The 19,618-nt window shown below is 66.9% G+C and carries 17 protein-coding genes; 12 read left to right on the top strand and 5 right to left on the bottom strand.

Annotation, left to right across the window (positions count from 1 at the left end; translation table 11 throughout):
- The first annotated feature begins 218 nt into the window (after positions 1–218).
- From KVT32_RS01635 to KVT32_RS01625, 3 genes are all read left to right on the top strand, one after another.
- Positions 219–761 (top strand): TRAP transporter small permease, encoded by a 543-nt coding sequence (locus tag KVT32_RS01635; RefSeq protein WP_175155725.1) that lies wholly within the window; start codon positions 219–221, stop codon positions 759–761.
- On the top strand, positions 758–2,056 hold the full coding sequence (locus KVT32_RS01630; protein WP_056319056.1) for a TRAP transporter large permease: 1,299 nt from the start codon (positions 758–760) through the stop codon (positions 2,054–2,056). Before KVT32_RS01635 ends, KVT32_RS01630 begins: the two co-directional genes overlap by 4 nt.
- An 84-nt stretch (positions 2,057–2,140) precedes the next feature.
- On the top strand, positions 2,141–3,169 hold the full coding sequence (locus KVT32_RS01625; protein ID WP_217617563.1) for a DctP family TRAP transporter solute-binding subunit: 1,029 nt from the start codon (positions 2,141–2,143) through the stop codon (positions 3,167–3,169).
- A gap of 143 nt (positions 3,170–3,312) precedes the next feature.
- Here KVT32_RS01625 and greB read toward each other — a convergent pair whose 3' ends face one another.
- From greB to KVT32_RS01610, 3 genes are all read right to left on the bottom strand, one after another.
- Positions 3,313–3,864 carry a transcription elongation factor GreB gene (gene greB, locus KVT32_RS01620; protein ID WP_056319052.1) on the bottom strand — a complete coding sequence of 184 codons (552 nt, stop codon included), beginning with the start codon at positions 3,862–3,864 and terminating at the stop codon, positions 3,313–3,315.
- 68 nt (positions 3,865–3,932) lie between these two features.
- Positions 3,933–4,778 carry a 3',5'-nucleoside bisphosphate phosphatase gene (locus KVT32_RS01615; protein ID WP_062841093.1) on the bottom strand — a complete coding sequence of 282 codons (846 nt, stop codon included), beginning with the start codon at positions 4,776–4,778 and terminating at the stop codon, positions 3,933–3,935.
- Positions 4,779–4,847: 69 nt separating this feature from the next.
- On the bottom strand, positions 4,848–5,714 hold the full coding sequence (locus KVT32_RS01610; RefSeq protein WP_254636738.1) for an alpha/beta fold hydrolase: 867 nt from the start codon (positions 5,712–5,714) through the stop codon (positions 4,848–4,850).
- 353 nt (positions 5,715–6,067) lie between these two features.
- Here KVT32_RS01610 and cfa point away from each other — a divergent pair, with 353 nt between their 5' ends.
- Positions 6,068–7,261 carry a cyclopropane fatty acyl phospholipid synthase gene (gene cfa / locus KVT32_RS01605; RefSeq protein WP_217617561.1) on the top strand — a complete coding sequence of 398 codons (1,194 nt, stop codon included), beginning with the start codon at positions 6,068–6,070 and terminating at the stop codon, positions 7,259–7,261.
- 69 nt (positions 7,262–7,330) lie between these two features.
- On the opposite strand, the gene KVT32_RS01600 is transcribed toward cfa, so the two are convergent.
- A complete protein-coding gene (locus tag KVT32_RS01600) occupies positions 7,331–8,947 on the bottom strand; it encodes a GMC family oxidoreductase (protein ID WP_217617560.1) in 1,617 nt (538 codons plus the stop codon).
- Positions 8,948–9,168: 221 nt separating this feature from the next.
- On the opposite strand from KVT32_RS01600, the gene KVT32_RS01595 reads away from it, so the two are divergent.
- The 8 genes from KVT32_RS01595 (at position 9,169) to KVT32_RS01565 (ending at position 18,033) form a co-directional block, all read left to right on the top strand.
- A complete protein-coding gene (locus KVT32_RS01595; protein WP_152384713.1) occupies positions 9,169–10,044 on the top strand; it encodes a LysR family transcriptional regulator in 876 nt (291 codons plus the stop codon).
- 103 nt (positions 10,045–10,147) lie between these two features.
- Entirely contained in the window at positions 10,148–10,279 is a 132-nt protein-coding gene (locus KVT32_RS32470) for a hypothetical protein (protein ID WP_256450061.1), read from the top strand.
- A 125-nt stretch (positions 10,280–10,404) separates the two neighbouring features.
- Positions 10,405–12,966, top strand: coding sequence for a nitrite reductase large subunit NirB (nirB, locus tag KVT32_RS01590; protein WP_217617559.1), 2,562 nt, complete (start codon positions 10,405–10,407; stop codon positions 12,964–12,966).
- Positions 12,966–13,316 carry a nitrite reductase small subunit NirD gene (gene nirD, locus KVT32_RS01585; RefSeq protein ID WP_152384715.1) on the top strand — a complete coding sequence of 117 codons (351 nt, stop codon included), beginning with the start codon at positions 12,966–12,968 and terminating at the stop codon, positions 13,314–13,316. The genes nirB and nirD overlap by 1 nt, the downstream gene beginning before the upstream one ends.
- A gap of 50 nt (positions 13,317–13,366) precedes the next feature.
- Positions 13,367–14,179: a formate/nitrite transporter family protein gene (locus KVT32_RS01580; RefSeq protein WP_056319032.1), complete on the top strand. Its 813-nt coding sequence runs from the start codon at positions 13,367–13,369 to the stop codon at positions 14,177–14,179.
- 12 nt (positions 14,180–14,191) lie between these two features.
- Positions 14,192–15,937 (top strand): bifunctional protein-serine/threonine kinase/phosphatase, encoded by a 1,746-nt coding sequence (locus tag KVT32_RS01575; RefSeq protein ID WP_152384716.1) that lies wholly within the window; start codon positions 14,192–14,194, stop codon positions 15,935–15,937.
- Positions 15,938–15,949: 12 nt separating this feature from the next.
- On the top strand, positions 15,950–16,726 hold the full coding sequence (gene cobA / locus KVT32_RS01570) for a uroporphyrinogen-III C-methyltransferase (protein ID WP_152384717.1): 777 nt from the start codon (positions 15,950–15,952) through the stop codon (positions 16,724–16,726).
- A gap of 44 nt (positions 16,727–16,770) precedes the next feature.
- Entirely contained in the window at positions 16,771–18,033 is a 1,263-nt protein-coding gene (locus KVT32_RS01565; RefSeq protein WP_152384718.1) for a nitrate- and nitrite sensing domain-containing protein, read from the top strand.
- 55 nt (positions 18,034–18,088) lie between these two features.
- Here the strand turns inward: KVT32_RS01565 and KVT32_RS01560 are convergent, their stop codons facing one another.
- Positions 18,089–19,615 carry an MFS transporter gene (locus tag KVT32_RS01560; RefSeq protein ID WP_217617558.1) on the bottom strand — a complete coding sequence of 509 codons (1,527 nt, stop codon included), beginning with the start codon at positions 19,613–19,615 and terminating at the stop codon, positions 18,089–18,091.
- Between the last annotated feature and the right edge of the window lie 3 nt (positions 19,616–19,618).

The following is a 19,618-nucleotide window of genomic DNA, read 5'->3' as shown; positions in this document are numbered from 1 at the left end:
TGGTGCACAGCAATATCGGTCCGCCACCGCTTGGTGGAAAGGCGGTTTTCCCCTCGCGGGCCCTGCCCGCCGGCAGACGCTTTGCGCAATGCAGCATGTTGCAGCCGCCCCGCATTGCGGGAAAACACGAACACCCTCGCTCGCGGTGCGACGGTAGGATGCAGCGACCCTATCCAACAAGAAAAGCGGCGCCCCACGCCCGCTGGCCGTTGCCTCACATGTCCCGCCCCGACGCCCCCGCCGAGCCCGTAGAACCGATCATCCCCGTAGAAGCAGATCCCGCCGTGAAGGTGCCGCTGGCCGTCGAGGACTGGTTGGCCGTGATCCTGCTGGCGACCCTGGCCATCATCACCTTCCTGAATGTGCTGGTGCGCTATTTCACCGATCAGTCGTTTGCGTGGACGGAAGAAATTTCCGTGTTCCTGCTGATCGTGCTGACGATGGCGGGCGGCAGTGTGGCCTTCGTGCGCAACCATCACATCCGGATCGAGATCCTGGCGGACTCGGGCTCGCCGCGCCGCCAGCGCATCATGGCGCTGATTGCGAACAGCTGCGTGCTGGCGTTCTTCGTCTTGCTGACCGTGCTGTCGGTGAAGCTGGTGTACGACGAATTCATCTACGAGGAAACCTCGCCGGCCATCGGCGTGCCGACGTGGTGGTATTCGATCTGGCTGCCGGTCATGGCCGCGGCCATTTCGCTGCGCACGCTGGGCACCCTGCGCCGTCTGTCGCGCGCTCCGGTCCAGGATGCCCCGCGATGATCGCCGTCATCCTCTTTACCGTCTTCATCGTCCTGATGGTGATCGGCGTGCCGGTCGGCGTGGCGCTGGGCATCGGCGGCACGGTCGCGATCGTGCTGACCAACCTGGACACGCCGTGGTACGGCCTTCTGACCGTTCCGCAGAATTTCTACGCCGGCCTGGCCAAGTACCCGCTGCTGGCGATTCCCATGTTCGTGCTCGTCGGATCGATCTTCGACCGGTCCGGCGTGGCCAAGCGGCTGGTGGACTTTGCGATCGCCATCGTGGGGCGCGGTCCCGGCATGCTGCCGCTGGTGTCGATCGCGGTGGCGATGTTCCTGGGCGGCATTTCGGGTTCGGGGCCGGCCTGCGCGGCGGCCGTGGGCGCGGTGATGATCACCGCGATGTCGCGCGCGGGCTATCCGGGGTCGTTCTCGGCATCCGTGGTGGCCGCCGGCGCGGCCACCGACATCCTGATCCCGCCCTCCGTGGCTTTCATCATCTACTCCGTGCTGGTGCCGGGCGCCTCGGTGCCCGCGCTGTTTGCCGCCGGCATGATCCCGGGCATCCTGGCCGGTTTCGCGCTGATCATTCCGGCCGTGTGGCTGTCGCGTAAATACAAGATGGGCGCGCTGGAAGCGCACTTGCCCCGCCCGCCCTTCTGGAAGAGCCTGCGCGAGGCGTCCTGGGGCCTGGCCGCGCCGGTGCTGATCCTGGGCGGCATGCGGTTGGGGTGGTTCACGCCCACCGAGGCGGCGGTCGTTGCCGTGTTCTATGGCCTCTTCGTGGGCGGCTTCATCCATCGCACCATCAAGTTCCGGGACCTGTACACGATCCTGCGCGAAGCCGCCGAGCTGTCCGCCGTGATCATGCTGGTGGTGACGCTGGCCGGGATCTTTGCGTGGGCGCTGTCCACGCTCAGCGTGATCGACCCGATCACCCACGCCATCGTCAATTCGGGCCTGGGCGAATGGGGCGTGCTGGCGCTGCTGATCCTGCTGCTGATGACCGTGGGCATGTTCCTGGACGGCATCTCGATCTTCCTGATCTTCGTGCCGCTGCTCATGCCGATCGCCAATGCCTACGGCTGGGATCCGGTGTGGTTCGGCGTGATCCTGACCTTGAAGGTGGCGCTGGGCCAGTTCACCCCGCCGCTGGCCGTGAACCTGATGGTGTCGTGCCGCATCGCGCGCGTGCCGATGGAGTCGACCGTGCGCTGGGTGGTGTGGCTGCTGGGCGCGATGTTCCTGGTGCTGGTCGCGGTGCTGGTGTTTCCCGAACTGGCGCTGTGGCTGCCGCGCAAGCTGGGTTATTGAGAGAGGCTGGACGGGGCCGGCCCGACTGGGTGCCCGGCCGTGGATGACAACAACAGAAAGACTCGCATAGAGAGGAGACGCAACATGAAATTCCGCAACCTGATCGGCGCGGCGCTGTGCGCGGCGGCCGTGGTGGGCATGGCGCCCGCGCATGCGCAGAACTACAAGCCCGAGTACAAGCTCTCCATCGTCGTGGGCACCACCTTCCCGTGGGGCCAGGGCGCCGAGATCTGGTCGAACCTGGTGCGCGAGCGCACCGACGGCCGCATCAACATCAAGGTCTACCCCGGCACCTCGCTGGTCCAGGGCGACCAGACCCGCGAGTTCACCGCCATCCGCCAGGGCGTGATCGACATGGCCGTCGGGTCGACCATCAACTGGTCGCCGCAGGTCAAGCAGCTGAACCTGTTCTCGCTGCCCTTCCTGATGCCCGACTACGCCGCCATCGACGCGCTGGTGCAAGGCGACGTGGGCAAGGACATGTTCAAGCTCATCGAAAAGGCGGGCGTGGTGCCGCTTGCCTGGGGCGAGAACGGCTACCGCCAGGTCAGCAACTCCAAGCGCGAGATCAAGCGGCCCGAGGACATGAAGGGCATGAAGCTGCGCGTGGTGGGGTCGCCGCTCTACATCGACACCTTCACCGCACTGGGCGCAAACCCCACGCAGATGAGCTGGGCCGATGCGCAACCCGCGCTGGCCAGCGGCGCGGTCGACGGGCAGGAGAACCCGCTGTCGATCTACACCGGCTCCAAGCTCTACACCGTGGGCCAGAAGTACCTGACGCTCTGGAACTACGTGGCCGATCCGCTGATCTTCGTGGTCAACCGCGAAGTCTGGAATTCCTGGTCGGAAAAGGACCGCGACATCGTGCGCCAGGCCGCGCTGGACGCCGGCAAGCAGCAGATCGTGATCGCGCGCAAGGGTGTGACGCCTGAAGACCCGTCGCTACTCAAGGAAATCGCCGGTCACGGCGTCACCGTGACCACCCTGTCGCAAGCCGACCACGACGCCTTCGTGAAGGCCACCAAGCCCGTCTACGAAAAGTGGAAGAAGCAGATCGGCGAGGATCTGGTCAACAAGGCCGAAAAGTCGATCGCTGAGCGCAAGAAGTAACCCGCGAAAGTTTCGCAGCAAGCCCCAGGGGAACCGGCGGCGCAAGCCGCCAACCGAGGCAGGGACGCTAGAATCCCGCCCACCAGACGGGCGCCGGCCACAAACCGGCGCCCGTTATTTTTTTGGAGTGTCTGACACCCGCCCTATTCCGGGTAGCTGACTTCCAGGATATCCAGCTCATCGATGCCGGCCGGTGTGCGCAGCACGACCGTGTCGCCTTCCCGCGCCTTGATCAAAGCGCGGGCCACCGGCGAGATCCAGCTGATCTTGCCGGCCAGGGGTTCGGCTTCGTCCACGCCGACGATGGTGACAGTGTGTTCCTCGCCGGCCTTATCCACGTAGACGACCGTTGCGCCGAAGAAAGCCTGATCGCGATTGGGTTGGGCCTTGGGGTCCACGACCTCGGCAATGTCCAGACGCTTGGTCAGAAAGCGCATGCGCCGGTCGATCTCGCGCAGGCGCTTCTTGCCGTAAAGGTAGTCGCCGTTTTCCGAGCGGTCGCCGTTGGACGCGGCCCACGACACGACCTGCACGACGGCCGGTCGTTCCACGTTCATGAGCTGCGTCAGCTCGCCGCGCAGGCGTTCGTAGCCCTCGGGCGTCATGTAGTTCTTGGTGCCGGCCGGCAGCGCCTGGGCCTGCGGCAGGTCGTCGTCGTCCTCGTGGTCGGACTCTTTAACAAAGGCTTTGTTCATGGCGGTTGCATCGCGATGGCGCGATCACTGTCGAAGCTTGTGAAAATGGGCGGCGCGGGCCGCCCGCGTCAGAACCAGTCGTGCCAGACCGGCTTCAAGTCGGGAGGCAGCGGCGGCAGTTGGCCCAGATCCATCCGGCTTTCCTTGGGACTGTGAAAGTCCGAGCCGCGCGAGGCCAGGAAGCCGTAGCGGCGCGCCACCTCGGCGTACTGGCGCGCTTCTTCCACGGTATGGCTGCCCGTGTTGACCTCGATGCCCACGCCGCCCAGTTGCAGGAATTCGTCGAACAGCGCGGCGAACTGCAGCGGGGTGTACTTGTAGCGGCCCGGATGCGCAATGACGGCCTGACCACCCGCACCGCGGATCCAGCCCACCGCGTCGGCCAGCGTCGCCCACTGCATGGGCACGTGACCGGGGCAGTCGTCGCCCAGGTGCTTGTTGAACACGGTCTGCACATCCGGACAATAGCCGGCCTGCACCAGATAACGCGCAAAGTGCGTGCGGCTGATCAGTTCGGGATTGCCGGCAAACGGCAGCGCGCCTTCATACGCGCCGGGCATGCCCATGTCCGCCAGGCGGTCGCCGATGCGCTTGGCGCGGGCGGCGCGTCCCGAGCGGGTCTTACGCAGGCCTTCGATCAAATCCGCGTTGTTGGGATCGAACCGCAGGCCGACGATGTGCACCGTAAGGCCGGCCCAGGTGACCGAGATCTCGACGCCGGTGGCAAACCGCATGCCCAGCTCCTGGGCCGCCGCCGAGGCTTCGGCGATGCCGCCCACTTCGTCGTGGTCGGTCAGCGCCCAGACGTCGACGCCGTTGGCGAACGCGCGCTGCGCCACGTCGCGGGGCGCGAGCGCGCCGTCCGAGACGGTGGAATGGCAATGCAGGTCGATGTTCAGCGTGGGCGATTTCATGGGGCTATTGTAGAGAAGGCCCGGCGGCGCGCCTAGCGCCAGCCTGTCCCCACAATGCAGCCCGCCCGTTCAAGCCAAGAGGAAGTCCGCCACCGGATCGACCTGGTCGTCCACGATAAGCGTGGGGGCATGGCCCACACCGGGCACTTCGAGCGCCCGGGCACGCGGATTGCGCTTGCACATCTCTTCGACCGTGGCGGGGGTCAGCAGGTCGGACAACTCGCCACGCACGATCAGGACCGGGCAATCGATCGCGTCGTACGATCGCCACAGGATCTGTTCGCCCGCCGCCAGTTCCTCGGGCGTCTGGGCCCCCAAAGCCTGGGCAATCGCCAGGTCGTAGTGCTTGACCCACTTGCCGCCCTGTTCCGGATACAGGTATTTGGCCAGCTCCGCCCACTGCGCGTCGGTGTGCGGACCGAAGGTTTCCGAATTGGCGCGCATCGTCGCCACGGCCTCTTCGAACGTGGCGAATTCGCCGGGCGCGCCCACGTACTGGCCGATGCGCGACAGGGCGCCGTTCTCCAGACGCGGCCCCACATCGTTGAGCACCATTTTGTCCAGACGCAGTCCCTGGGCAGGCGGCAACATCCCGGCATGCGGGCGCATCGCGGCTATGGCCTTGGCGAACGCGGCGGCGCCCGACAGCGCCATGCCGATCAACCCGCCCATGGACGTGCCGACCCACGACAGGCTGGCCGGGCGCAAGCGCGCGATCAGCGTCACCATGTCGGACACGTACTGCGGCACCGTGTAGAACGCCGGATTGACCAGCCAATCCGAGCGGCCGCGCCCCACGACGTCCGGGCAGACCACCCGGTAGTGGCCGGCCAGCCGGCGCGCCAGCACATCGAAGTCGCGCCCGCTGCGGGTCAGGCCGTGCACGCAGAGCAGCACCCGGTCATTGGCGGGATCGCCCCACTCCCAATAGGCCATGCGGTGCAGGCCCGCCGGGCTTGCGCAGGTGACGAATTCCAAACGGGGTTCCAGGCTGGCTTGCACTTTCGGTACGCTCCACGGGTTGCGCGCGGCCGGCACGGCGGCGCCGCTTTGGCCGCTATCTTATCGGTTATGAAAGGCCGGTGCGGCCGGCTCTGGACTATCGCGAACTTCGTGGCTACGATCCCTGCATCTCCGAGCCACCGCTGCCGCCCGGCGCCCGTCCGACATTGCCGATGGCTATCGGCGCGATGCATTCATTAAATTGGAGTTGCGCACCTTTCAAGGCGCACAGTAAAAAGATTCAGGCATTGCCAGATCAGTCTTCCCAAAATTGATATGGAGTCCGTATGCAGCAAAGCAGTCCCGTCCCCCCGCTGACCGAACAGCCCGCCGTTCAAACCGGCGTCGTCGTCACCCCTCCCCCCGCCCCCCCGAAGATCCTGCAGGACCTGATGGCCCGCGCCGACGTGCAGATCAATGGGTCGCGCCCCTGGGACATGCAGGTGCATGACAAGCACATGTACGAGCGGGTGTTCGCCAGCTGGTCGTTGGGGCTGGGCGAGTCGTACATGGACGGCGAATGGGACTGCGAGCAACTGGACGAACTCTTCACCCGCCTGCTGCGCGCCGACATGGGATCCGCGGCGCTGGGCGTGGCCCGCATCAAGCTGATCGCCGAGCACCTGCGCCACAAGCTGTTCAACCTGCAATCCAAGCACCGCGCATTCGAGGTCGGCGAGCAGCACTACGATGCGGGCAACGACGTGTTCGAAGCCATGCTCGACAGCCGGATGATCTACTCCTGCGCCTATTGGGAACACGCCCAGACGCTGGAGGAGGCGCAGGTCGCCAAGCTGGACATGATCTGCCGAAAGCTGCAACTGAAGGAAGGCGAGACCTTGCTGGACATCGGCTGCGGCTGGGGCGGACTGGCCAAGTTCGCGGCCGAACGCTATGGCGTCAAGGTCACGGGCGTGACGGTGTCCAAGGAGCAACTTGCGCTGGCGCAGGAACGGGTAAAGGGCCTGCCGGTCGAGCTGCTGCTGCAGGACTACCGCGACTTGCAGGGCCGCTTCGACAAGGTTGTCTCGGTCGGCATGTTCGAGCACGTCGGCCCCAAGAACTACGACACCTACTTCACCAACGTGCAGCGGCTGATGGCGCCGGAAGGCATTTTCCTGCTGCACACGATCGGCATCGCCGCGACCAGCCAGAGCACCGATCCGTGGATCGACCGCTACGTGTTCCCCAACGGCAAGCTGCCGTCGGCGCGCGAGATCGCCACCGCCGTCGAGGGCCGCTTCATCATCGAAGACTGGCACAACTTCGGCGCCGACTATGACCGCACGCTGATGGCCTGGTGGGAGCGCTTCGAGCGCGCCTGGCCGACGCTGGAATCGCGCTACGGCACCCGGTTCTACCGGATGTGGAAGTACTACCTGATGTGTTGCGCGGGCTTTTTCCGGTCGCGCGAGGGCCAGCTTTGGCAGGTGATCCTGACGCATCCGCAGCGGCAGGACACCTACCGGTCGCTGCGCTGAAGTTGGCGCCGCCCCGCTTGCATCGGCAAGCCGCCCCATACCGGGCGGCTTGTTGTCATTGGCGCGCTGCTATGCGCCCGCATCTTCGCGAATCATGTCCGCCGCGCGCTCCGCGATCATGATCGTCGGCGAATTGGTGTTGCCCGACGTGATGCGCGGCATGATGGATGCATCCGCGATGCGCAGCCCTTGCAGCCCATGCACGCGCAGTCGCGCGTCGACCACCGCGCCTTGGTCGGCGTGGCGGCCCATCGCGCAAGTGCCCACCGGATGGAAGATCGTGGTGCCGATCTTGCCAGCGGCCTGGCGCAGTTCGTCCTCGGTCTGGAAGGCCGGACCCGGCAACCATTCCTCCGGCTGGTAACGCTGCAGGGCGGGCGCGGCGGCGATGCGGCGCACGAGGCGGATCGAATCGGCGGCGACTTGCAGGTCTTCTTCGGTGCTGAGGTAGTTGGGGCGGATGACAGGGGCCTCGCTGCCCTTCTGCCCCGCCGGGCCTTGCGCATGCACGCTGCCGCGCGACGTCGGGCGAAGATTGCAGACGCTGGCGGTGAAGGCGTCGAACCCATGCAGGGGCTCGCCAAAGGCGCCCAGCGACAGCGGCTGCACGTGAAATTCGACGTTGGCGCGGTCCTGGCCGGGATCGGATTTTGCAAACGCCCCCAACTGCGAGGGCGCCATGCTCATCGGGCCGCTGCGGCTCATCAGGTATTCCAGCCCGATGCCCGCGCGGCCCAGCCACGTGGAGGCGATCCGGTTCAATGTCTTGACGCCGTTCACCTTGATGATGACCCGCAGTTGCAGATGGTCCTGCAGGTTCTCGCCCACGCCCGGCAAGGCATGACGCAGCGTGATGCCGCTTTCGCGCAGGCGCGCGGGCTCGCCGATGCCCGAGACTTCCAGCAGGTGCGGCGAGTTCACGGCGCCCGCGGCCAGCACGACCTCGCGCCGCGCCCGCAGCGACATCGCGCGCCCGGCGCGGTTCACGCGCACGCCCACGCAACGCTTGGCGTCGAATTCAAGCTGCTCGGCCAGCGCACCCGTCATCACATGCAGGTTCGGGCGTTTCTGCACGGGGCGCAGGAATGCCTTGGACGTGTTCCAGCGCCAGCCGCTGCGCTGGTTGACCTCGAAATAGCCGCTGCCGAAGTTGTCGCCGCGGTTGAAGTCCTGCACGCGCGGAATGCCTTCCTGTTCGGCTGCGGTGGCAAAGGCCTCCAGGATGTCCCAGCGCAGCCGCTGCTGCTCGACGCGCCATTCGCCGCCCGCGCCATGAAATTCGTCGGCGCCCCGGTGGTAGTCCTCGCTGCGCTTGAAGACCGGCAGCACCTGATCCCAGCTCCAGGCCGCGTCGCCGGACAAGGCGGCCCAGTCCTCATAGTCCTGTCTCTGGCCGCGCATGTAGATCATGCCGTTGATCGACGAGCATCCGCCCAGCACGCGGCCGCGGGGATAGATGAGCGAACGCCCGCCCAACCCGGGTTCCTCGGCCGTGCGGTACATCCAGTCGGTGCGCGGGTTGCCGATGCAGTGCAGGTAACCGACCGGGATGTGAATCCAGTGATAGTTGTCGCGCCCGCCCGCCTCCAGCAGCAGGACCTGCACGGCAGGATCGCGGCTCAGGCGGTTGGCCAGCACGCAGCCCGCCGAACCCGCGCCCACGATGATGTAGTCGTATGTCTCCATAAGCTCTTCTTATCAAGTCCGGGCCCGATAAGGACGCCGGCACGGTGAGCCGCCCCGGCTGCGACGCGGTGCGCGCGCCGGGAATCAGCCGAGACTCTGGCGCACGGCGAGGCGGCTGTCCAATCAAATGTTGAAAAGGGCTTTATTAGTGTCTCTAATAATGCTCGGCAGTTCCACGGCGCCTCAGGTGTCAGACGTCCCCACATCTTCTGGAAGCATTCATGGATCTGAAGCACATCCGCACTTTCGCCGCCGTCGCGCGGGAGGGCAATCTGACCCGGGCGGCCGAGCATCTGCACCTGACGCAGCCCGCGCTGAGCCTGCAGCTCAAGAACTTCCAGGAATCGCTGGACCTGACGCTTTTCACCCGCACCGCGCAAGGGCTCGCGCCGAATGCGGACGGCCGGGCGCTGCTGGCGCCGGCGCAGCGCGTGCTGGATGCGCTGGACGACTTCCAGCGCGCCATCGGCGCGTTGCGCGACACCGTCCAGGGCGAACTGCGGATCGGCACGATCCTGGATCCGGAGTTCCTGCGCCTGGGCGCCACGCTGCAATACCTGGTCGAGCATTACCCGAAGATCCGCCCCACCCTGCGGCACGGCATGTCGGGATCGGTCGGCCGCCAGGTGCGCGCAGGCGACCTGGACGTGGGCTTCTACCTGGGCCCCCCGCACCCAGCCGGCCTGCATGCCCAACCGCTCGCTTCGTTTTCCTATTACGTCGTCGCACCCAAGGGCTGGAGCGCGCAGGTCGCCGGCCGGGGCTGGGCCGAGATCGCAGCGCTGCCCTGGATCTGGACCCCGCCGGATTCCGTCCATCACCGGCTGCTGTCCGACAAGTTCGACGCGTTGGGCATCGCGCCCCACGCGGTGGCCGAGGTGGACCAGGAGGCCTCGATGCTGGATCTGGTTCGCTCGGGCGTGGGGCTGTCGCTCGCCCGCGATTCGATCGCCCTGCGCGAATCGCAGTCCAGCGGCCTGCAACTGGTCAAAGGCTTGTCGATCCAGGCCGAGCTGTCATTCATCACACAGACGGCGCGGCGCGACGATCCCTTGGTCGCGGCTGCCTTTGCCGCGGTGCAGGCGGCGTTCGCCTGACATCGGCCGCGCCGCAGCCTTAATCCCGATCAAGCGGCGGTACGTCATGTTGCGCTGCGCCAAACAAGTGCAGGCCGCACACGGATATGCACCGATCCGAGGCATGCCCGCCCACGACCGCAACAGCCGCGACTGCCGCCGCGAGGCCGCCGGCGCGCCCGCTTTCCCTATGAACCGCAAGGAAATTCCCGCCGCCCCCACGGCATTCAACATACCTGGCATGGACTTTGCTTGATAGCGCTTGTGCGGGTGCAAACCCGGCAAGACAACGTGAGCATTACCGGCAATGGCGCCCCGACCGAAAGGTCCAGGGCGCCGTTTGTCTTTTGAAATCCGAAAATCCAAGCCTGGGGAAATCCCATGAATGCAGCGGCCACATCCGATTCCTTGCAGACGCTGGTTGTCATCGGCAACGGCATGGTGGGCCATCATTGCGTCGAGCAATTGATCGCCCGCGGCGCCCTTGAGCGTTATCGCATCACCATCTTCGGCGAGGAAACCCGCCGTGCCTACGACCGCGTCCATCTGTCCGAATACCTGAACGGCCGCGACGCCGAGTCCATGGCGCTGGGCGACGCCGCGCTTTATGCGCAGGAAGGCGTGACCCTGCGCCTGGGCGAGCCCGTGGTGGATATCGACCGCCGCGCCCGGGAAGTCGTCACCGCCAATGGCCGCTTCGCCTACGACAAGCTGGTGCTGGCAACCGGCTCCTATCCCTTCGTGCCGCCCATCGCGGGCGCCGAAGGCCATTCGCGGCTGGTGTACCGAAGCATCGACGACCTGGACCTGATCCGCGAGGCGGCCAGCGGCGCGCGGCGCGGCGTCGTGGTGGGCGGCGGCCTGCTGGGCCTGGAAGCGGCCAATGCGCTCAAGTCGCTGAATCTGGAAGCCCACGTCGTCGAGTTCGCCCCGCGCCTGATGCCGGTGCAGCTGGACGAGGCCGGCGGCGCCGCGCTCAAGGCGCGCATCGAGGCGCTGGGCGTGGGCGTGCACTTGTCACGCGCCACGCAGGACATCAAGCCCGGCACGCAGTACCGCTACCGCATGCGCTTTGCCGAAGGCGCGCCGCTGGAAACCGACCTGATCGTGTTTTCGGCCGGCATCCGTCCGCAGGTGTTCCTGGCGCGCAAGGCCGGACTGGCGCTGGCCGAGCGCGGCGGCGTCGCCATCGACGACCACTGCCGCAGCAGCGACGAACACATCTACGCGATCGGCGAATGCGCGTCCTGGAACGGCACGGTCTTCGGCCTGGTGGCACCCGGCTACCAGATGGCGCGCATCGTTGCCGCCGAACTGTGCGGCGCGCCCGAAGCCGCCTTTTCGGGCGCCGACATGTCCACCAAGCTCAAGCTCCTGGGCGTGGACGTGGGCTCGATCGGCGATGCCCACGGCGCCACGCCGGGTTCGCGCAGCTACCGGTACATCGACGAAGCGGGCGCCAGCTACCGGCGCCTGGTCGTGTCCGCCGACGGCAAGCGCGTGCTGGGCGCCGTCCTGGTGGGCGACAACAGCTACTACGACACCCTGCTGCAATACGCGCAGAACGGCATCGCGCCGCCCGCGGATCCGTCCAGCCTGATCCTGCCGCAAGGCCAGGCCGCCCCCCTGCTGGGTGTGGACGCCCTGCCCGCCACCGCCACGATCTGCTCGTGCCACAACGTCAACAAGGGCGCGATTTGCGACGCCATCGACGGCGGCTGTACGGACCTGGCCGGCGTCAAGGCCTGCACCAAGGCGGCCTCGGGCTGCGGCGGCTGCGCGGGCCTGCTCAAGCAGGTGGTCGAGCACGAACTGGCCAGCCGCGGCGTTGTGGTCGACAAGAGCCTGTGCGAGCACTTTGCCTACACCCGCCAGGAGCTGTACGCGATCGTGCGAGTGAACGGCATCGAGACCTTCGACGAACTGCTGGCCAGCCACGGCCGCGGCCACGTGGGTTGCGAGATCTGCAAGCCCGCGGTGGGCTCGATCCTGGCGTCCTGCTGGAACCGCCCCATCCAGGACCCGCACCTGGTGCCGCTGCAGGACACCAACGACACCTTCATGGCGAACATGCAGAAAAACGGCACCTACTCCGTGGTGCCGCGCATGCCCGCCGGCGAAGTCACGCCCGACGGCCTGATCGCCGTCGGCGCCGTCGCCAAGAAATACAACCTGTACGTCAAGGTGACGGGCGGCCAGCGCATCGATCTGTTCGGCGCGCAACTGCACGAGCTGCCCGGCATCTGGTCGGAACTGATCGCCGCCGGCTTCGAGACGGGGCACGCCTACGGCAAGTCCACGCGCACGGTGAAGTCCTGCGTGGGCAGCACCTGGTGCCGTTTCGGCGTGCAGGACAGCGTGAAGATGGCGCTGGACATCGAGCACCGCTACAAGGGCCTGCGCGCCCCGCACAAGCTGAAGTTCGCCGTGTCCGGATGCACTCGCGAATGCGCCGAGGCGCAGAGCAAGGACATCGGCGTGATCGCCACCGAGAACGGCTGGAACCTGTATGTGTGCGGCAACGGCGGCATGCGTCCGCGCCACGCGGAACTGTTTGCTACCGACCTGGACGACGCCACCCTTATCCGCTACATCGACCGCCTGCTCATGTTCTACATCCGCACGGCCGACAAGCTGCAGCGCACGTCCGTGTGGCGCGAATCGCTGGAAGGCGGGCTGGACTATCTGAAGCAGGTCGTCATCGAGGACAGCCTGGGCCTCGCCGCCGAGCTGGAAGCGCAGATGCAGCTGGTGGTGGACCGTTATGAATGCGAATGGGCCAACGCGCTCGGCGACCCCGAGAAACTCAAGCGCTTTCGCACCTTCGTCAACGACAGCCAGGGCGATCCGGACATCAAGTTCGTGCAGGAACGCGGCCAGCCTCGGCCCGCGCCGGTGCCCGCCGTGCAACGCGTCATTCCCATTGCCGAGGAGATCGTCTGATGGCCGCCCAACCTGCTCAATACCTCGTCTGGCGCCACGCCTGCGACCGCCGCGACCTCGTGGCCAATTCCGGCGTCGTGGCGCTGGTGGACGGCGCGCAAGTGGCGCTTTTCTATCTGCCGGACACCGAGGGCCAGACGCTGTACGCCGTGTCGAACCGCGATCCGAAATCGGGCGCCAACGTGATCGGCCGCGGCATCGTCGGTCAGCTGGCCGGCGACCTGGTGGTGGCCTCCCCGCTCTACAAGCAGCATTTCCGGCTGGCGGACGGCAGCTGCGTGCAATTCCCGGAACAACGCCTGCAGACCTGGCAGGCGCGCTTTAACGGCGACGCGGTGGAAATCGCCTGACGGGCGCCGCCGGATTCATTCATACCTTCAGCAAAGCAACAGGAAACATCATGTCCTACCTAGCTCCTTCCGAGTTCGTCACCAAGATGGTGGACGCGGGCGAATCCAAGCTCTACATGGCGACGCGCGACGTCCTCATCCGCGCCTTCATGGCCGGCGCCATCCTGGCGATTGCCGCGGTCTTTGCCGTCACCGTCACGGTGCAGACCGACTCGCCCATCCTGGGCGCCGCGCTCTTTCCGGTGGGATTCTGCATCCTGTACCTGATGGGCTTCGACCTCCTGACAGGCGTGTTCGTGCTGACGCCGCTGGCGCTATTTGACAAACGGCCGGGCGTCACGATGGGCGGCATTCTCAAGCACTGGGGCCTGGTATTCATCGGCAACTTCCTCGGTGCGCTGACGGTGGCCGTGCTGATGGCCATCGTCTTCACGTACGGCTTTTCGGTGCCGCCCAACAAGGTGGGCCAGGTCATCTCGCACATCGGCGAGAACCGTACGCTGGGCTACAAGGAATACGGCGCGGGCGGCATGCTGACCATCTTCATCCGCGGCGTGCTGTGCAACTGGATGGTGTCGCTGGGCGTCGTGGGCGCCATGATCTCGACCACCGTCAGCGGCAAGGTCATCGCCATGTGGATGCCCGTCATGCTGTTCTTTGCAATGGGCTTTGAGCACTCCATCGTCAACATGTTCCTGTTCCCGTCGGCGATGATCATGGGCGGCAATTTCTCGATCATGGACTACATGATCTGGAACGAAATCCCCGTGGTCCTCGGCAATCTGATCGGCGGCATCTCGCTGACGGGCCTGACCCTCTACACCACCCACATGAAGACCGCGCCCAAGCGCCGCTTCAGCTGATTGCCGCCAAGCATGGACAGCTACACGCCCGGCGCGCCCGCCGCCTCGCTCAAGGTGGCGGTGGGCCAGCACACCGATCCCGGCGTCAAGTCCGTCAACCAGGACTTTCACGGGCTGTGCGTGCCGGACGAACCGCTGCTGGGCGCCAAGGGCATCGCCATCGCGCTGGCCGACGGCATCAGCAGCAGCAACGTCAGCCACATTGCCAGCGAAACGGCCGTGGCCAGCTTCCTGGAAGACTATTACTGCACGTCCGAAACCTGGTCGGTGAAAAAGTCCGCGCACAAGGTGCTGAGCGCGGCCAATGCGTGGCTGCACGCGCAAAGCCGCCAGCGCCACGGGCAGGACCAGGACAGCGGCTATGTCTGCACGCTGACCGTGATGGTGCTAAAAGGTGCCACCGCGCACATCCTGCATATCGGCGACGCGCGCATCTATCGCCTGCGGGACGGCGCGGTGGAGCAGCTGACCGAAGACCATCGCGTCTGGGTCGCGCACGACAAAAGCTATCTGGGTCGCGCCCTGGGCCTGGCGCCCCACCTTGAGATCGACTATCACACCCAAGCCGTCGAGCCGGGCGACGTGTTCGTGCTGGCCACCGATGGCGTCTACGAACACGTGACCGACGACGACCTGCTGCACGCCGTCGCCGCGCACGCGGACAATCTGGAGGACGCCGCCCGAGGGCTGGTCGGCCAGGCGCTTGGGCGCGGCAGCGACGACAACCTGACCGTGCAGATCGTGCGTGTGGACGCCCTGCCCGCGCGGCAGGCGGGCGAGATCGCCCAGTACTCGGGCAGCCTGCCCTGCCCCCCGCTTCTGGAGGTCGGCCAGACCTTCGAAGGCTTTCGCATCACGGACGAACTGCGCGCCAGCAGCCGCAGCCACGTCTACCTGGCCGAAGACCTGGACAGCGGCGACACGGTGGTCATCAAGATCCCATCGCTGGACATGCGCCACGACCCGGCCTACCTGGAGCGCCTGCTGACCGAAGAATGGCTGGCGCGCCGGATCGACAGCCGCCATGTGGTGCGAGCCTGGCCGCGCACGCGCCAGCGCCGATCGCTCTACACCGTCAGCGAATACCTCGAAGGCCGCACGCTGACACAGTGGATGGCGGCCAACCCGCGCCCCGAACTGGAACCGGCAATCGCCATCATCGAGCAGGTCGCGCGCGGCCTGCAGGCCTTTCACCGGCTGGAGATCGTGCATCAGGACCTGCGGCCGGACAACATCATCATCACGCCGGACGGCACGGCAAAGATCATCGACCTGGGCTCGGCGCGCACGGCCGGCATTCAGGAGCTCGGCGCCGAGGGCGACGACGCCATGCCCGTGCTGGGCACCGCCCAGTACGCCGCGCCCGAATATTTTTTGGGCGAAACCGGCACCGCGCGGTCCGACATCTATTCGCTGGCCGCGATCCTGTACCAGATGCTCTCGGGACGGCTACCCTACGGCGCCGAGGTCGCGCGCTCGCGCAGCCGCGCCGCGCAATTGCGCCTGACGTACGTGTCCGTGCTGGACCGCGAGCGCGAGATTCCCGCATGGGTCGACGGGGTGCTCAGCCGCGCCCTGCACCCCGATCCGCAACACCGCACGCCCGAGCTGTCCGAATTCACGCACGCGCTGCGCCACCCGGGCGACATGCGCGGAGCCGAGCGTCTGCCCCTGCTGGAACGCAATCCGGTCGCCTTCTGGAAGGGCCTCTGCCTGATCCTGGCCATCGTGATCGTGATACTTGCCTTCAACCGTTGAACCGAGGCCGCCATGTCCGCCCATCTCCCCACCGTATCCCTGATCGGCGCCGGCCCTGGCGATCCCGAGCTGCTGACACTCAAGGCCGTCAAGGCCCTGGGCCGCGCGCACGTGGTCCTGGTCGATGACCTGGTCAATCCCGAAATCCTGCAGCACTGCCCGCACGCCCGCATCGTGCACGTGGGCAAGCGCGGGGGCTGCCGCTCGACGCCGCAGGAATTCATCCAGCGCCTGATGCTGCGCTACGCCCGCCAGGGCCTGCGCGTGGCGCGCCTGAAAGGCGGCGACCCCTGCATCTTCGGCCGCGGCGGCGAAGAAGCGCAGTGGCTCAGCGACCACGGCGTCGCCTGTGACATCGTGAACGGCATCACGGCCGGGCTGGCCGCGGCCACGTCCGCCGGCATTCCGCTCACGCAGCGCGGCATGGCCCAGGGCGTTACACTCATCACCGCGCATTCGCAGGACGGCGCGACGCCCGATTGGTCCGGCTTGGCGCGCAGCGGCACGACGCTGGTCGTCTACATGGGCGTGGCCAAGGTGCACGACATGCGCAGCCAGTTGCTGGCTGCCGGCATGGCCCCGGACACGCCCGTCGCGATGATCGAGCGCGCTTCGCTGCCCGGCCAGCGGGTCTGCGCCTCGACGCTGACCGCCATGGCGGCCGACGCCCAGGCCTTCCGGTTGCGCAGCCCGGCCGTGCTTGTCATTGGCGACGTTGCGGCTTGCCGGATGTTCGGTGTGCTGGACGACGCGGCCGGCGCAACGATCCCGCAACGCCGCATGGCCTGAGGTTTGCGCGGTGCCCCGCGCATTGATAACGCATAGAGATTCCGATGGCCGAACGCCACATGCCGCCGCCGCTGCGCTTTCTGCTCGCCGCCCGCCGCAGCGAGCTCCAGGGCCTGGAAGCCCTGGCCGCCACCTGCGATCTGGTGCTGCGCATCAGCGCGCTGGTGCACGCGCTGCAAAAAGAACGCGGCTATTCCAACCTGACCCTGTGCAGCCCCGCCGACCGGCTTGAGCCGGCGCTGGCGGGCCTGTCCAGCGATGCGCAGGCGGTTGAGACCGACGTGCGCGCCTTTCTGGACGGCCTGGAAGCCGACCCGGCAGGCGCCAGCGGCCGGGCGCGCCTGCTCAACTGCATCGCGTATGCCCTATTCCGGCTGGACGAACTGCCCGCCTTGCGCCGCGCGGTCCGCGACCGGCGCGTGCCGGTCGAAGACGCCGACGCCCGTTTTACACAGGTGATCGGCAGCCTGCTGGCGGTGGTCTTCGAGGCCGCCGACGCATCGCTCGATCCCGGTGTGACGCGCCTGCTGGTGGCGCTGTTGAATTTCATGCAGGGCAAGGAACTGAGCGGCCAGGAGCGCGCCTGCGGCGTCATGGGCTTTACCGCCGGCTGGTTCGACGACGCGCGCAAGGCGCGGATGCTGGGTCTGGCGGCGAACCAGGCGCGCAGCTTCGGCGTCTACACACAGTACGCGCAAGGCGCGCCGCTACAGGCGTGGGATCAGGTTCAGCAACAGGCGCAGCCGGTGCAACGCATGCGCGACATGGCGCAACACACCAGCGACGCGCAGCGCGTGGACACCGGTCTGGCCGAACTGTGGTTCGACCTGTGCACCGCACGCATCGACGCCATGCGCACGGTCGAGACGCAACTGGCGCAGGAACTGGCGCAACAGTGCGCGCGCCGCATTGCCGACACCCGCCAGGAACTGGACGACCGCCGCCTGCTGCTCAGCCGGTACACGGATCACGCCAGCGGCCGCGCGCCCAGCATGGTGTTCAGCGTGCAAAGCCGCATCCTGGACGTGCCCCCCGAAGACGGCGTGGGCAACGAAATGGAACGCTCGATCCTGGACATGATGCGCGAGCAGACCCTGCGCATGCAGCGCGCCGACGACGCGCTTAGCAGCGTGCGCGGCGCGCTGGACGAAAGAAAGCGCATCGACCGCGCCAAGCTGCTTCTGATCAGCCGCTACAGCCTGACCGAGCAGGCCGCGCACGAACGCCTGCAACGCGCGGCAATGGACGGCGGCCTGTCGCTGGCGGACGTGGCGCGGCAGATCATCGCCCAGCTCGGCGGCAACTGAATCGCAGCGGTTTGCTGCAGCCGGCCGTGCTGAATACGGCCCAGCGGAACACACGCTAGCGGAACACCCGCTGCACCAGGCTGACGGCCGCTGCCGCCAGCGCCACGCCCGCCACCACCCGGAAATGGTCCAGGCTGGCCAGCAGCGCCGCCTGCTCGTTCAGCAACTGCGCGATCCGCGCCGTGGCAAGCTGCTGGGCCTGCCCTGGCCCCACCACCGCCGCAAAGTGGGCGGATAGCTGCGCCATCACGGCTTCGAAATGCGCGTTGCCGGCCGCGATGCCCGTCTGAAGCACTGTGTAGTGCCGCGACGTGAACCACTGCTGGCCGACGGTGGCCAACATGATGCCCAGCGCCTGGCCAACCTGCGCCAGCATGTTCTTGACCTGCTGGGCATGGGCGAACACCGCGGGCTCGCCCGTCAAGCCGGTAAAGGTCTGCATCGCGGTCGTGGGCATGAGCATCATGATGAAGACGCCATAGCAGGCCAGCGCCGGCAGCACATCGGTCCACAGGTTGGCAGTGGGAGTCAGGCGCGACATCAACACGCCGAACGCTGCCAGCGCCAGAAAGCCGGTCACGAAGAACTTGCGCGGCGACGGCCAGCGCGGCAGCAATTGCGACATCACGACCCAGGTCATGACCCCCGCCCCCAGTCCCATCGCAAAGAACTCGCCCGCCGTCATCCAGGTCTGACCCAGCCCGCGTTGCAGCATCATCGGCACCAGATAGCCATTGGCGCCAAGCATCACATAGCAGGCCATGAACAGGCCCAGCCCGCAAAGGAAACGCACTTCCTTCATGCCGCCCAGCCGCAGCAGCGGCGCGCCGTTGCGCGTTTCGGACCACACAAAGTAGCCCAGCGCGGCCACGCCCGCCGCCGCGGACAGCGCCAACCACGCGAACTCGCTGAAGAAGTCGTAGTAGGCGCGCTGCAAGGCATGCAGCACCAGGAAGCTGCCCACGCCCAGCGCGGCGATCGGCGCGAGGCGCACGTTGCCGGACAGCACCGACCCCGCCTCGCGGCCCGGCATGACCAGCATCACCGGCGCCATCGCCAGCAACGACAGCGCCGCGATCAGCCAGAACATCAACGGCCAGCCGTCGTGCTCGACCGCCATCGCGGCCAGCCAGGGCGCCAGCGCCGTGCCCACGCACAGCCCGGTCGCCAGGGCCTTGATGCCCAGGAATCGAGCCGGACCGGGCGGAATCAGGTTGACTGTCAGCCGCGACGACGTGAGCATCGCCGCGCAGCCCGTTGCCATCAGGACGCGGCCCAGCAGAAATTGCCCCGGATCCTGCGACAGCGCGCAGACCGCCGCCCCGGCGCCCGCGGCGGCCAATGACGTCAGCAGGTAGGCGCGCAGGCCCAGCCGATGTGTCAGCCACCCCTGCAAGGCGATCATCATCACCGCCACGCAGGCGTAGATGAGCGCGATATGCGTGTATTCCTCGGGACTGGCGCCGATTTCGCCCATGATGGGCGCCGCGCCAAACGTCGCCATGCCGTTCTGCAGGAAATCGATGAACGTCAGGGCGCCGATGACCAGCAGCAGCGCGACCGGGGGTTTCGGTGGCGACATGAT

The sequence above is a fragment of the Achromobacter sp. GbtcB20 genome (assembly GCF_019091095.1).
GTDB lineage: Bacteria > Pseudomonadota > Gammaproteobacteria > Burkholderiales > Burkholderiaceae_B > Achromobacter > Achromobacter mucicolens.
This window is presented reverse-complemented; position numbering and strand designations above follow the sequence as displayed.